The organism is Niveispirillum sp. GW835-FHT14G11 (assembly GCF_058793615.1).
In genome coordinates, this window is the sequence record NZ_JBXAFZ010000007.1 from 37,272 (window position 1) to 50,919 (window position 13,648).

General features: G+C 66.1%; 11 protein-coding genes. 9 read left to right on the forward strand and 2 right to left on the reverse strand.

What is annotated here, in order from left to right:
* The first annotated feature begins 116 nt into the window (after positions 1–116).
* From AC1Q7F_RS14150 to AC1Q7F_RS14190, 9 genes are all read left to right on the forward strand, one after another.
* Positions 117–1,319: an acetyl-CoA C-acetyltransferase gene (locus AC1Q7F_RS14150; protein ID WP_492507873.1), complete on the forward strand. Its 1,203-nt coding sequence runs from the start codon at positions 117–119 to the stop codon at positions 1,317–1,319.
* A gap of 2 nt (positions 1,320–1,321) precedes the next feature.
* Positions 1,322–3,481 (forward strand): 3-hydroxyacyl-CoA dehydrogenase NAD-binding domain-containing protein, encoded by a 2,160-nt coding sequence (locus AC1Q7F_RS14155; RefSeq protein ID WP_492507875.1) that lies wholly within the window; start codon positions 1,322–1,324, stop codon positions 3,479–3,481.
* Positions 3,469–4,626, forward strand: coding sequence for an acyl-CoA dehydrogenase family protein (locus AC1Q7F_RS14160; protein ID WP_492507877.1), 1,158 nt, complete (start codon positions 3,469–3,471; stop codon positions 4,624–4,626). Before AC1Q7F_RS14155 ends, AC1Q7F_RS14160 begins: the two co-directional genes overlap by 13 nt.
* 50 nt (positions 4,627–4,676) lie before the next feature.
* Positions 4,677–5,840 carry an acyl-CoA dehydrogenase family protein gene (locus tag AC1Q7F_RS14165; RefSeq protein ID WP_492507879.1) on the forward strand — a complete coding sequence of 388 codons (1,164 nt, stop codon included), beginning with the start codon at positions 4,677–4,679 and terminating at the stop codon, positions 5,838–5,840.
* 11 nt (positions 5,841–5,851) lie between these two features.
* Positions 5,852–6,679: an SDR family NAD(P)-dependent oxidoreductase gene (locus AC1Q7F_RS14170; protein ID WP_492507881.1), complete on the forward strand. Its 828-nt coding sequence runs from the start codon at positions 5,852–5,854 to the stop codon at positions 6,677–6,679.
* A 190-nt stretch (positions 6,680–6,869) separates the two neighbouring features.
* Positions 6,870–9,536 carry a winged helix-turn-helix domain-containing protein gene (locus tag AC1Q7F_RS14175; RefSeq protein ID WP_492507883.1) on the forward strand — a complete coding sequence of 889 codons (2,667 nt, stop codon included), beginning with the start codon at positions 6,870–6,872 and terminating at the stop codon, positions 9,534–9,536.
* 36 nt (positions 9,537–9,572) lie between these two features.
* Positions 9,573–10,685, forward strand: coding sequence for a CaiB/BaiF CoA transferase family protein (locus AC1Q7F_RS14180; RefSeq protein ID WP_492507885.1), 1,113 nt, complete (start codon positions 9,573–9,575; stop codon positions 10,683–10,685).
* A 54-nt stretch (positions 10,686–10,739) separates the two neighbouring features.
* The gene (locus AC1Q7F_RS14185) at positions 10,740–11,750 is read left to right on the forward strand and encodes a zinc-binding dehydrogenase (protein ID WP_492507886.1); all 1,011 of its coding nucleotides are present in this window, start codon (positions 10,740–10,742) and stop codon (positions 11,748–11,750) included.
* A 1-nt stretch (position 11,751) separates the two neighbouring features.
* On the forward strand, positions 11,752–12,534 hold the full coding sequence (locus AC1Q7F_RS14190) for an SDR family oxidoreductase (protein ID WP_492507887.1): 783 nt from the start codon (positions 11,752–11,754) through the stop codon (positions 12,532–12,534).
* A 47-nt stretch (positions 12,535–12,581) separates the two neighbouring features.
* Here AC1Q7F_RS14190 and AC1Q7F_RS14195 read toward each other — a convergent pair whose 3' ends face one another.
* Positions 12,582–12,719, reverse strand: a complete 138-nt coding sequence (locus AC1Q7F_RS14195) for a hypothetical protein (protein ID WP_492507888.1) — start codon at positions 12,717–12,719, stop codon at positions 12,582–12,584.
* Positions 12,720–12,904: 185 nt separating this feature from the next.
* The gene (locus tag AC1Q7F_RS14200; RefSeq protein WP_492507890.1) at positions 12,905–13,615 is read right to left on the reverse strand and encodes a TetR/AcrR family transcriptional regulator; all 711 of its coding nucleotides are present in this window, start codon (positions 13,613–13,615) and stop codon (positions 12,905–12,907) included.
* Positions 13,616–13,648: the final 33 nt, after the last annotated feature.

A 13,648-nucleotide genomic window follows, 5' to 3' on the forward strand; every position in this document is an offset into this window, starting at 1 on the left:
AGGGGAGGATGAAACGGGACAGGTCGGATTCCACCTGCCCATGGATAGGTGCGGTTGGAGGACGGGGATGGGAAGACGGCACATCTTCCCAATTCAAAAGCCATGGACCGACCAGGATGGAAGCCTTCATCTATGACCATGTGCGCACGCCGCGCGGCCGGGGACGGCCCGACGGGGCATTGCACGAGGTCACCGCCGTCGAACTGCTGACCCAGGTGCTGCGGGCCTTGCGCGACCGTAACGGGCTGGATACCAGCCTGCTGGACGATGTCGTCATCGGCTGTGCCCAGCCCGTCGGCGAACAGGGTGGCGTCATCGCGCGGGCCGCCGTGCTGAACGCCGACTATGCCGAAACTGTCGCGGGCCAGCAGATCCACCGTTTCTGCGCATCCGGCCTGGAAGCCGTGAACAATGTCGCGGCCCAGGTGATGTCGGGCATGAGCAATGCGGGCATCGGCGGCGGCGTGGAAAGCATGAGCCGGACCTTCATGGGGGCCGACAGCGGCGCCTGGAGTGCCGATCCAAGCGTTGCCTGGCACAATTACTATATCCCCCAGGGCATTGGTGCGGACATGATCGCCACCCTGGACGGGTTCAGCCGGGCCGATGTCGATGCCTACGCCCTGGAAAGCCAGCGCCGTGCGGCGCGATCCTGGGCCGACGGGCGCTTTGCCCGGTCCGTGGTCCCGGTCACCGATATTCTGGGCGATGTGCTGCTGGACCGCGACGAACATCTGCGCCCCGACACGACATTGGAGGGGCTGGGCAATCTGAAGCCGGCCTTTCCCGGTCTGGCGGCCCTGGGCTTCGATCAGGTGGCACTGCTGCGCTATCCGCAGATCGAGGCACTGTCCCATGTCCATACCGGTGGCAATTCCTCGGGCATCGTCGACGGGTCCGCTGCGGTCCTTGTGGGATCGAAAGGGTTCGGCGAACGGGCCGGGTTGAAACCCCGCGCCCGTATCCGCGGCTTCGCCTCCATCGGGTCGGAACCGTCGATCATGCTGACGGCCCCGGCCGCCGTCAGCGAAAAGGCCCTGCGCAATTGCGGGATGGAGAAAGGCGATATCGATCTGTTCGAACTGAATGAGGCCTTTGCCAGCGTCGTGCTGCGCTATATGCGCGTCCTGGATATTCCGCATGACCGCATCAATGTCTGCGGTGGCGCCATTGCGCTGGGCCACCCGCTGGGGGCCACGGGCGCCATGATCCTGGGCACCGTTCTGGACGAACTGGAACGCACCGGCAAGGCAACCGCCCTGGTCACGCTCTGCGCCGGCAACGGGCTGGGCACCGCCACCATCATCGAACGGGTGTGAACATGCGCCATGTTTCCATCGTCAAGGGTGCCGACGGCATCGCCACCCTGACGCTCGACAATGCAGACGAAAGCGTGAACCTCGTCACCCAGCCCTGGCTGGCGGAGATGCAGGAAGCCATCGCCGACTTGACACAGGATGCGTCCGTGACCGGCGTCATCCTGACCTCGGCCAAGAAGGGCTTCATGGCCGGGGCCGATCTGAAGCTGCTGGTCGACGGGTTCGACAGCATGACAAGGCGGCAGGCCTATGCGTTCAGCCAGCGCGCCACCGCCATGCACCGCGCCATCGAAAAAAGCGGCAAGCCCTGGGTCGCGGCCCTGAACGGGCTGGCGCTGGGCGGCGGGTTCGAACTGGCGCTGGCCTGCCACAGCCGCATCCTGGTTGATGATCCCAAGGCCGTGGTCGGCCTGCCGGAGGTCGGCGTCGGCCTGCTGCCCGGTTCCGGTGGTACACAGCGCTTGCTGCGGCTGGCCGGCTTGAAGGTGGCGATCGACCTGCTGCTGTCCGGCCGCGCTGTCGGCCCGGAAGAGGCTTTGCGCCTGCGCATCGTGGATGAGGTGGTGCCGGCGGCCGAACTGACCGATGCCGCCCGGTCCTGGCTGCAATCGGGCCCGGACCCGGTACGGGCATGGGACCGCAAGGGCTATACGAGTGTGGAAGCACGGGGATTGCTGGTGCCGGAAACGGCGGCCCTGTTTTCCGCCACCATAGCGGGCGTGGCCAAGGGTGGGCGCAACAGCCCGGCCGCCATCGCCATCCTGTCCTGCCTGTTCGTGGGCGGGCAATTGCCGTTCGATCGCGCCCTGTCGGTGGAGAGCAAATATTTCGCCCGGCTGCTGACCGATCCTGTGGCCCGCAACATCATTCGCACCAGCTTCCTGTCGAAGCAGGCCGCCGAGAAGGGCCAGCGCCGGCCGGCTGGGGTGCTGACCTCGCGGGTGGTCAAGGTCGGCGTGCTGGGCGCCGGGATGATGGGGGCGGGCATCGCCCTGGTCTCCGCCCAGGCGGGGATCGGGGTCGTGCTGCTGGACCGCACGGTGGAACTGGCGGAGAAGGGCAGGGCCCATGCCGCCAAGGTGCTGGGCAAGGAGGTGGAGAAGGGCCGGCGCAGCGCTGCGGAGGTCGAGGCGATCTTGTCCCGCATCCAGCCCACGGCGGATTTTGCCGATCTGGTCGGCGTCGATCTGGTGGTGGAGGCGGTGTTCGAGGATACGGGCGTGAAGGCCGACACCACGGCAAGGGCCGAAGCAGTGATCCCGCCCGGCACCCTGTTCGCGTCGAACACCTCCACCCTGCCCATCACGCAACTGGCGGAGGCATCAGCCCGGCCCGACTGTTTCATCGGCCTGCATTTCTTCTCTCCCGTTGAACGGATGGGGCTGGTGGAAGTGATCATGGGGGCCAAGACCAGTCCGGAGACGTTGGCCCAGGCGCTTGACTACGTGGCGCAGCTGCGCAAGACGCCCATCGTCGTCAATGACAGCAGGGGTTTCTATACCAGCCGGGTGTTCCAGACCTTCATCCATGAAGGGGCGTCGATGCTGGCCGAAGGGGTGCCGCCGGCCGTGATCGAGAATGCGGCGCGGGCCGCCGGCATGCCCGTGGGGCCGCTGGCCCTGCTGGATGAGGTGACGCTGGACCTGCCGTTGAAGATCGTGGACCAGACCATCGCGGAGGAGGGTGATCGCTACACCCCGCCGCCCGGCGTGCCGGTGCTGCGGCGCCTGCGCGACGACCTGGAGCGCAGCAGCCGCAAGGCCGGCGGCGGCTTCTATGACTATCCGGCGGGCGGGCGCAAACATCTCTGGCCCGGCCTGACGCAGCATTTCCCGTCCCATCCGGATGTCGATGCCGAAAAGCTGGCGCGCCGCTTCCTCTATATCCAGGCCCTGGAAACGGCCCGCTGCCTGGAGGAAGGCGTGCTGACCACGCCGCAGGATGCCGATCTGGGGGCCGTCTACGGCTGGGGCTTCCCGCTCTGGACCGGGGGCACGCTGTCCTATATCGACACGGTCGGGATCGTGGAATTCGTGGCGGAGGCCGACCGACTGGCCCAGGCCCACGGTCCGCGCTATGCCCCGTCGGCCTGGCTGCGGGCGCGGGCGGCGGCCGGACTGTCCTTTTATGACAAGGCGGGGGCCACGCCATGCGCCGCCTGATCTTCCAGCCCGAACATGACCAGTTCCGCGAAAGCGCGCGGCGTTTCTTCCAGAAGGAGGTGGCGCCGCAGGGGGAACGCTGGCGTGCCCAGGGCCATGTCGACCGCGAGATTTACAGGAAGGCGGGAGAGGCCGGGCTGCTGCTGACCTGGGCGGAGGAAAGGTTTGGCGGGGCGGGGATCGATGATTTCCGGTTTGAGCAGATCATCATCGAGGAAAACATCATCCATGGTGAGATCGGCTTTTACATCAACCTGCATTCCAACCTTGTCGCCCCCTATATCGACGCGCTGGGGACGGAGGAGCAGCGGCAGCGCATCCTGCCCGGCTGCGTGTCCGGTGACACCATCCTGGCCATCGCCATGACGGAACCGGGCGCCGGTTCCGATCTGGCCGGCATGCGGACAAGGGCGGAGGACAAGGGCGACCATTGGCTGCTGAACGGGGCCAAGACCTATATTTCCAACGGCTTCCTGGCCGATCTGGTCATCGTGGCGGCCCGCACCGTGCCCGATCAGAAGCACGGGCTGGGCCTGTTCCTGGTGGAAGCCGGTATGCCGGGCTTCGACCGGGGACAACGGCTGAAGAAGATGGGACTGCACGCGCAGGACACATCCGAACTGTTCTTCAACCATGTGAAACTGCCCAAGGACAATGTGCTGGGCGATCCGGCATCGGGCTTCCGCTATCTGACCCGGTTCCTGGCCAAGGAACGGCTGGTGGCCGCCATCGGGTCGCTGGCGGCGGCACAGGTGGCGTTCGACATCACCCTGGATTATGTGCGCGAACGCCGGGCCTTCGGCCGGCCCATCGGCGCCTTTCAGCATAACCGTTTCGTCCTGGCGGGATTGCGGGCGGAAATCGACGCCGTGCAGACGCTGATCGACCAATGCGTGCTGCTGCTGAATGTGGGCGAGTTGTCCGGAGAGGATGCGGCTGAATGCAAGCTGCTGGCGACGGAGCTGGAGGGCCGCATGGTCGATGCCGGCGTGCAGATGCATGGCGGTGCCGGCTACATGGAGGAATACCGCATCAGCCGGCTCTACACCGATGCCCGCGTCAGCCGCATCTTCGCCGGCTCCAGCGAGATCATGAAGGAAATCATCGGCCGGGGCCTGGGGCTGGATGAACGCAAGATGGGGTAGGACGCAGCCTTGCCGCGCCCCCCACCAACAAATCCCAAGGAGCATACATCATGGATTTCAATCTCCCCGAGGAATATCGCGCCTTCCGCGACGGCGTGCGCCGGTGGGTGGAGGCGGAGGCGCCCAAGGCCTGGGCACGCGATCTGGAAAAGGACGAGCACAATTACCCCTTCGCCCTGTGGGACAAGTTCTCCGAAGCTGGGTTCCATGGTGTGGGTATCCCGGAGGAATATGACGGCCAGGGCGGCGATGTGCTGATGCAGATGATCCTGGCGCGTGAACTGGCGCGCACGCTGGGCGGGCTGGCCTGGATCTGGGGCATTACCTCCTTCGCCGGATCGAAATCCATCGGCATCTATGGTAGCGAGGTGCAGAAGAAGAAGTACCTGCCGCTGATCGCCACCGGCAAGCTGCGGGCCGCCATCTCCTTCACCGAACCGTCGGGCGGCACCGACCTTCTGGGCTCCATGCGCACCACGGCCGAACGGGTGGAGGGCGGCTGGAAGCTGAATGGCGAGAAGATCTGGAGTTCATCGGCCCATGTCGCCGACTATCTGCTGGTCATTGCCCGGTCCAACCGCAATGTCGCCAAGAACCACCAGGGCCTGTCGCTGTTCTGGGTTTCCACCAAGTCGCCGGGCATCAAGGTGGCGTCGCTGGCCAAGTTGGGCATGCGGTCCATGGGCTCCTGCACGGTGCATTTCGACGATGTGTTCGTGCCGGATGAGGATGTGCTGGGGGAGCCGGACAAGGCCTGGTACATGCTGCTGCCCACGCTCAATAACGAACGCATCATGGTCGGCGCCTTCTGCCTGGGCGTCATCGACGGGGTGCTGGAGGATGCGCTGGACTATGCCAAGCAGCGCCAGGCCTTCGGCCGCACCATCGGCCAGTTCCAGGCCATCCAGCATTACATCGCCGACATCGCCACCATGCAGACCAGCACCGAACTGATGCTGCATTACTGCGCCTGGAAACAGGCATCGGGCCAGCCGGTGGGCAATGAAGCCAACATGCTGAAGCTGATCGCGTCGGAAAATGCCAACAAGGCGGCAGACCTGGGCATCCAGATTCTGGGCGGCATGGGCTATTCGGCGGAAACCGACATGCAGCGCTATTGGCGCGACAGCCGCCTGTGGCGCATCGGCCCCATCACCAACGAGATGGTGCGCAACGGCATCGCGGAGAGCCTGGGCCTCCCGCGCTCTTTCTGAGGGGAACCGCCATGGGGCCCTTGCAGGGAGAGGTGGCGATCGTCACCGGGGCAGGGCGCGGCATCGGGCGCGCCATCGCCTTGAAGCTGGCCGGTGCCGGGGCATCGGTCATCGTCAATGATCTGGACGCGGGGCCGGCGGCAGACGTGGTCGCCGCGATCCGGGCGGCCGGCGGGCAGGCGGAGGCCTGCGCCGGTGACGTGCTGGCGTCCGGATTTGCCGAACGGTTCGTGGCCCTGGCGGTGGAGCGGTTCGGCGACCTGACCATCATCGTCAACAATGCCGGCTATACCTGGGACAATGTCATCCAGAAGACGGCGGACGAGCAGTGGGAGGCCATGATCGGCATCCACCTGACCGCGCCGTTCCGCGTGCTGCGCGCCGCCCAGCCGGTCATCGGTGCTGCGGTCAAAGCGGAACGGGCGGCGGGGATGCCGCCGCGCCGGCGCAGCGTCGTCAACATCTCCTCCATCGCCGGCCTGGGCGGCAATCCGGGGCAGGTGGGTTATGCCGCCGGCAAAGCGGGCGTGCTGGGCCTGACAAGGACACTGGCCAAGGAATGGGGCCGCTACAATGTCACGGTCAATGCCGTGGCCTTTGGCGTGATCCTGACCCGGCTGACCGACGCGGACCAGAGCGGCGGCAGCATCGACATGGCGGGCCGCGCCATCAAGGTGGGGATCAGCGCCGAACTGCGCAGTGCGGCGGAAAGCGCCATTCCCCTGGGCCGCGCCGGCACGCCCGATGATGCGGCCGGTGCCGTCTATCTGCTGTGCCTGCCCGAGGCGGGGTATGTCAGCGGCCAGGTCCTGACCTGTGGCGGCGGCTACACGCTGTAGCGGGGTGATTACAAACGCAGTACCCTATCCATGGATAGGGGATGAACATTGTTCGCCCCTCTATGCTCCTTTCTGTCGCCCTGTTTTGGCCGGCACCCGCATTTCAGCCCAAGGAGGTACGACCCGGCATCAGAACGGTCCATCAAGCCCCGCGAAAACAAAAATCAGCGTCAGGCATTGGGAGGAAACAATGGGTATCATCTCCGCCATGGTCGGGTCCGCGCCCCTGCGCAGCGGTCCCCTGGTGCAACGGTCGCGTCTGGACGACCTGTTGGACGCGGTCGACCGGTCCCGCGTCACGCTGGTGCATGCACCGGCGGGTTATGGCAAGACCACCATCCTGCGTGGCTGGGCGGACGGGCTACGCAGCCGGAACCGCCCGGTCCTGTGGCTGGCCGCAAGGGGCGGCATGCGGGGGGCGGAGGATTTCCGGTCCTGCCTGTGGGCGGCGGCCGCTTCCTGTGGCATTGACCGGCCCTTGCCGGCAGCTGATGGCTCGGCGGAGGATCTGCTGGCCCTGCTGATCGGTGATGCGGGCCGCCGCCCGGTCCTGATCGTGGATGATGCGCACCTGTTGACCGCCGACACGCATGCTTTGATCGAACGGCTTGTCGTCACCATGCGGGATGCCATGACCACCATCATCGTCGCGCGCGGCCGCAACAGGGTGCCCGTGGCCCGCCTGCGGTCGCTGGGCATGCTGGTGGAGCTGGGTGAACAGGAGCTGCGCTTTACGGCGGAAGAGACGCAGGCCTGGGTTACAGCCCATGGCGGGACAGCGGGGGAGGGCGCGTCGCTGGCAGCGCGAACCGATGGCTGGGTTGCCGGCTTGGTCATGGCACAGCGGCTGGCGGGACTGGAAGAGACCAGCCGCTGGACCCGTTTCGCCCGCGATGTCGGTGATTATTTCGCGGAGGAGGTCCTGGCCGGTATCAACCCGGCCATCATTGCCTTTCTGACCGACACCGCCGTTCTGGACAGTCTGACCCCGGTTTCCTGCCAGGTGCTAACCGGCCGGGAGGATAGCCGCCGCTTTCTGGTCGAGATCGAGGCGGCCGGTCTGTTCCTTACCCTGGTCGATATCGATGCCGGGCGCTATGTTCTGAACCCGTTGCTGCGGCAATTGATGTTGCGGCGGCTGACGGAGGATATGCCGGCCCATGCCGCCGAAATGCATCGGCGGGCGGGGCGCTATTTCATGTCCCTCCACGAATCCCTGCCGGCCATCGCTCATGCCCAGGCCAGCGGTGATCTGGATTTCCTGGCCGATTGCCTGGACGCCATGGCGGAGACGGCCACCTATGCCGGGCATCTGCTGCAACTGGACAGCATCGCCGGCGTCCTGTCCTGGCCACAGCTTGAAGGCCGGCCCAGCCTGCTGCTGCTGCTGGCCTGGCGGCGTATCCGGGGTCTGGCCTTCACACCCGCCCAGAAGATGATCGATGCTGCCGCCGCCTGTATCGAGGCGCAGGCAGCGACAGGGATACTGCCCCCGCATCAGGCGATGCATCTGCGCCGTCTGGTGGAGCATCGGTCCATCATCCTGGCCGCCGCCCGTGACGACATGACCATGGTGGAGACGCGGGCGCAGGCGCTGCTGGCGGAACTGGGGGATGATTATCCCTATCTCAGCTGCACCATGCTGGCGCAGCTGATGGCGGCGCGGCGGGAACTGTACCATTTCCGCGATATCCTGAAGCTGGAGGCGGAAACCCGCCGGGCCCTGGAATTGCCGGGCGTGCGCTTCGCCTCGATCGCGCTGAAATCCTCCGTCGCCCCCACCTTCATGGTGCAGGGCAAGGTGGAGGCCGCCCGTGCCCTGCTGCGCGAAGCGCTGGAGATCGCCGAGGATTTCGCCGGCAAGGGCTCACCGCTGGCAGCACTGCCGGCCCTGCCGCTGGCCGAACTGCTGTATGATTGCGGGGATCTGGCCGGCGCCGACGATCTGGTGAAGCGCTATGTGGGCGTGGCGCGGCAACTGGGCTTCCTGGATCAGCTGGCCGCCGGCTATCTGGTCCGGGCCCGGCTGCTGGCGGCGCGCGGACAGATCGATGCGGCGCTGACGGCCCTGGAGGGCGCGCATCTGGTGGCCATCGAATGCGGTCTGGACCGGCTACGTGCCTATGTCGTGGCGGAGCAGGTGCGCCTGCTGCTGCGCGACGGCCAGCCGCAGAAGGCCACTGCCGCGTTCGAGGCGGGCGACCTGTCGCTGGATGACGAGCCGCTGCCCACCATGAACCCCACCCGCCGCCAGGAAAGTATCGCCATCGCCTGGCTGCGGCTGGAAATCCATGCCCACCGGCTGGTCCGGGCGCGCAAGGTGGCCAAGCGCTGGAGCGTGTTTGTCCGCCGGGCAGGCGCCCTGCGCTCCGCCGTGGCCTTCGAGCTGCTGCTGGCCCAGATCGCCCTGCTGGATGGTGACCGGCAGGAGGCGCGCCGTGCCGTGCGTGAGGCGGTCACCCTGGCGGCCCCCGCCGGCTGGACCCGCATTTTCTTGGACGAGGGGGAAGCGGTGGGCACCCTGCTGGTCGATGCCTATGGCCATGGCCCTGTCATGGACAGCCAGGTCGACCGGTTCGCCGCCAAGCTCGCCTCTTCCTTCACCGGCATCATTCCTTTCCTCGATGTGGACGAGGAAGAGATGGGCGACAGCCAGCCCAGCAGCCGTCTGTCACCCCGCGAACTGGAGGTGCTGGGCATGGTGGGCGCCGGCCTGCGCAACAAGGAGATCGGCAATCGCCTTGGCCTGACCGAGGGGACGGTGAAATGGTACATGCAGCAGGTTTACGACAAGCTGGGCGTTCGCCGCCGGCCGCAGACCGTGATCAAGGCACGCCAGCTCGGGCTGATGGTCTGAGCCGCAGGGCCATCCGGCTCTCAGAAAGGAATATCCATGACCCCGTCGCCGACCGGCCCCCTTGTCGGGCTGCACGTGATTGAACTTGACGCCATCGGTCCCGTGCCGTTGGCCGCCATGTTGCTGGCCGATATGGGATGCGATGTGCTGCGCATCACCCGCCCGCCCTATCCCGGCGCGGCGTGGGAGGATGTGGGTGGCGCCATCCTGCATCGGGGTCGACATAGTCTGACCCTGGATCTGAAGTCCGGATCGGGCCGGGCCGACCTCTTGTCACTGGTGGCCGGGGCCGACGCCCTGATCGAGGGGTATAGGCCCGGCGTCATGGAGCGCATGGGGCTGGGCCCGGCCGAATGCCTGGCGCGCAATCCAAGGCTGGTCTATGGCCGCATGACGGGCTGGGGCCAGAGCGGGCCGTTGGCGCCGCGCGCGGGGCACGACATCAATTACATCGCCGTCGCCGGCATCCTGCACGCCATCGGGGCGGCGGGACAGCCGCCGACGGTACCGCTGAATGTCATCGGGGATTATGGCGGTGGGGCCATGTTCCTGCTGGCCGGGCTGCTGGCGGGGTTGTTGTCTGCGGCGCGCACCGGCAAGGGGCAGGTGGTCGATGCCGCCATGACCGACGGCACGGCGGTGATGACCAGCCTGTTCCAGGCCTTCCTGCATACGGGTCAATGGCATGACCGGCGGGAGGCCAACCTGCTGGACGGGTTCGCCCCCTTCTATCGCTGTTATGAATGCGCCGACGGGCGCCATGTCGCCGTCGGCGCCCTGGAGCCGCCCTTCTTCGCGCAATTGCTGGCCGGTCTGGGCCTGCCGGCGGGACGGTTCGTGCAATATGACCAGGCCGGCTGGCCCGCCATGACGCAGGCTTTCGCCGCGATATTCCGGACCCGGCCACGCGATGTCTGGGCCGCGCATTTTGCCCAGGGTGATGCCTGCGTCTCCCCTGTCCTGTCCCTGGCCGAAGCCCCGGAGCATCCGCATAACCGGGCGCGGGAAACCTTCACCAGCCTGGGCGGCGTGCCGCAGCCGGGCACGGCCCCCCGGTTTTCCGCCACGCCGGGCAGTGTGCGCCCTGCGTCCGGGGCGCTGGACTTGTCGGCCGCCCTGACCCGTTGGGCCCTGCCCACCGACAGGTGATGTCTTGCCGGTCGCAGCCCATGCTGGTTCCGGTGCATCATCGGAGGAGTCAACATGCGTGCCCTGATCCTGCGTTCAGCCACGGGGCCGGACGCCGCCCGCCTGGAGGAGGTAGCCGCCTCCAACCCTGTCGAAGGGGAGGTTCGCGTGGCGCTGAAGGCCGCGGCCCTGAACCATCGCGAGCTGTGGATCGCGCGCGGCCAGTATCCGGGCATGACCCTGCCGGCCATCCTGGGGGCCGACGGGGCGGGGGTGATCGACGCCGTCGGGTCCGGTGTCGATCCGGCCCGCGTGGGGGAGGGTGTGCTGCTCTATCCGGGTCTGCGTTGGGGAGAGGACCCCGATTATCCCGCGGCTTCATTCGGCCTGCTGGGCATGCCCGGACCCGGCACCATCGCCCAGTCCGTCTGCGTGCCGGCCGCCAGTGCCGTGCCTCTGCCTCCACATCTGGATTTCGCGCAAGCCGCCGCCCTTCCCCTGGCCGGCATCACGGCTTGGCGTGGGCTGGTGACCAAGGCCGGCTTGCTGGCCGGGGAAAAGCTGCTGGTCACCGGTGTCGGCGGCGGGGTGGCGACCTTCGCGCTCCTGTTCGGGGTGGCCATGGGGGCGGAAGTGTTTGTCACCAGCGGTTCGGACGCGACGCTGGAAAAGGCGACCGCTCTGGGCGCGCGCGCGGGGTTCAATTACCGTGAAGACAACTGGCGCAAGGCGCTGGCGAAACAGTCGGGGGGCATCGACGTCGTATTCGATGGGGCGCCCGCCGCGTCTTATCCCCACTATGCGCGGGCGCTCGCCATGGGCGCGCGGGTGGTGCTGTACGGATCGACCGGGGGCGTGGATTTCACCGTCAATGCGCCGGAGCTTTTCCTGAAGAACCTGCGCCTGATCGGCACCAATGTCGGCAATCCGGCGGAATTCGCCGCCATGGTGGCCTTTGCCGCGCAGCATGGGCTGACACCGGCCATTGATCGCCGTTTCCCCCTGTCCGCCGCCGCCGAGGCCCTGGCCCATCTGGAACAGGGTCACGGGTTCGGCAAGATCATCATCGATATCGAAGGGGCATGAGATGAGTGGTGACCTGTTCTCCCTGTCGGGTAAGCGCGCGCTGGTCACCGGTGGTGCCCAGGGGTTGGGCCGCATGATCGCGGAAGGGTTGCTGCGGGCCGGCGCGCAGGTTGTCATCACGTCCCGCAAGCCGGACATCTGCACCCGGGCCGCAGCGGAAATGTCGGCTCTGGGACCGTGTCTGGCCCTGCCGGCGGACCTGTCGACGCCCGAGGCGGTGGTCGATCTGGTTGAACGCTATCGGACATTGGCCGGTGGCCTGGACATCCTCGTCAACAATGCCGGCAAGACCTGGGGCGCGCCGATCGCGGATTTCCCCGACAAGGCCTGGTCTTCGGTCATGACCGTCAATGTGCATACGCCGTTCAAGCTGGTGCAGCAGTTCCTGCCCGATCTGACCGCTGGCAAACGAACTGGCGACCCGGCCCGCATCATCAATATCGGTTCGGTGGCCGGCGTGGCGATAGAGCCTTTGCAGGCCTATTCCTACGGTGCCAGCAAGGCGGCAATCCACCAGTTGAGCCGGCAATTGGCCAAGGATCTGGCCGACCGCCACATCACGGTCAATGCCGTCCTGCCCGGCTTTTTCCCGACTGCCATGACCGCCCATCTGCGCGATGACAACCATGTCCCTCAGGGCGTCTTGAAGGGGCACATCCCCTTGGGTCGGCTGGGTCGGCCCGATGATATCGCCGGCATCGTCATTTTCCTCTGCTCGCGCGCCGGTGCCTATGTCACTGGTACAGAAATCCCGGTCGATGGCGGCATCGTCGGGTGCCGCTAACCTGGAAACCAGCCATCCCCAGGTGAAGGGGTATCCACACCATCAGTTCAGGAATGGGCATTCGATCGTGCCGTTTCGGACACTTCATCATAGATGGGCAGCACACCGGAGATGATTGTGGTGTCGATCGGCTCGCCATCCGATGCCCAGGATGAGGTCGAGAAGCGGAGACTGTACGATTTCAAGTCAACCTCCGCCGATATCTGCAAATGGTCAGGCCATGCTGCCCGGCAATATCAGGAGGAGTGCGAAGCTGGCGCCATTTCCCACGCGGACCGACCAATGTTCCGCTTCGATGATACCGGCTATGGAACCAACCTGACCCCGTTCCGCATCCGTGACAGGCGTTCTCTCAATCCTGCCACGGCAATCATGATGGGTTGGATGAGGCTGTGGTCTTTCTCACCCTGGGCTTTTTCTCCGGTGGGACCTCCGCTTCGGGTTTGCGCGGCCGTGCCGGTTTCGCGGCACTGTCCATCGGCGGCGGTGCGCCCAGCACGCCTGTGATGTAGTCGGCGACGATGCCGAACAGGTTGATTGACTTGTAGGCGCCGGGTGCGGCCATCACGATGCAGCCGATCCCCTCGATGATCGCGTTGAGGCCCAGGGCGGCCGTCGGGATCTCCAGGTCGGCACGCATCAGGCCCGCCGCTTTCAGCCGGCCCAACTCCTCCTCCAGCAAGGCCAGGAAGGTCAGGTCGCGTTTGTGCTGGTTGCGCAACATGATGGCATTGCCGATGGCCCGGCCGCGAAACGCCTCCAGCAACCGGACCGCCTTCAGGTGGTCGCTGGTGATGGGCAGGTGCCGGCGGATGATGTAATAGAGCCGTTCGGCACCCGCCAGATCCGGGGGGGGCGCCTTCGATTTTTCCAGGATCAGGTCGAAGACATGGTTCTTGGCGAAGAACAGCAGATCTTCCTTGCTGCGGAAGTAATGTTGCACCGCACCGGTCGTCAGGCCCGCGCGTGTGCCAATATCGGACAATTTTGCATTTTCCAGGCCGATATCGAGGATGACCTCGCAGGCCGCTTTGGCAAGACGTGCGCGCCGTTCTTCATGGTCGGCCTTGGGGCGGGGCATAACATTATCTCCAGGATAATTATTTCGTACTTT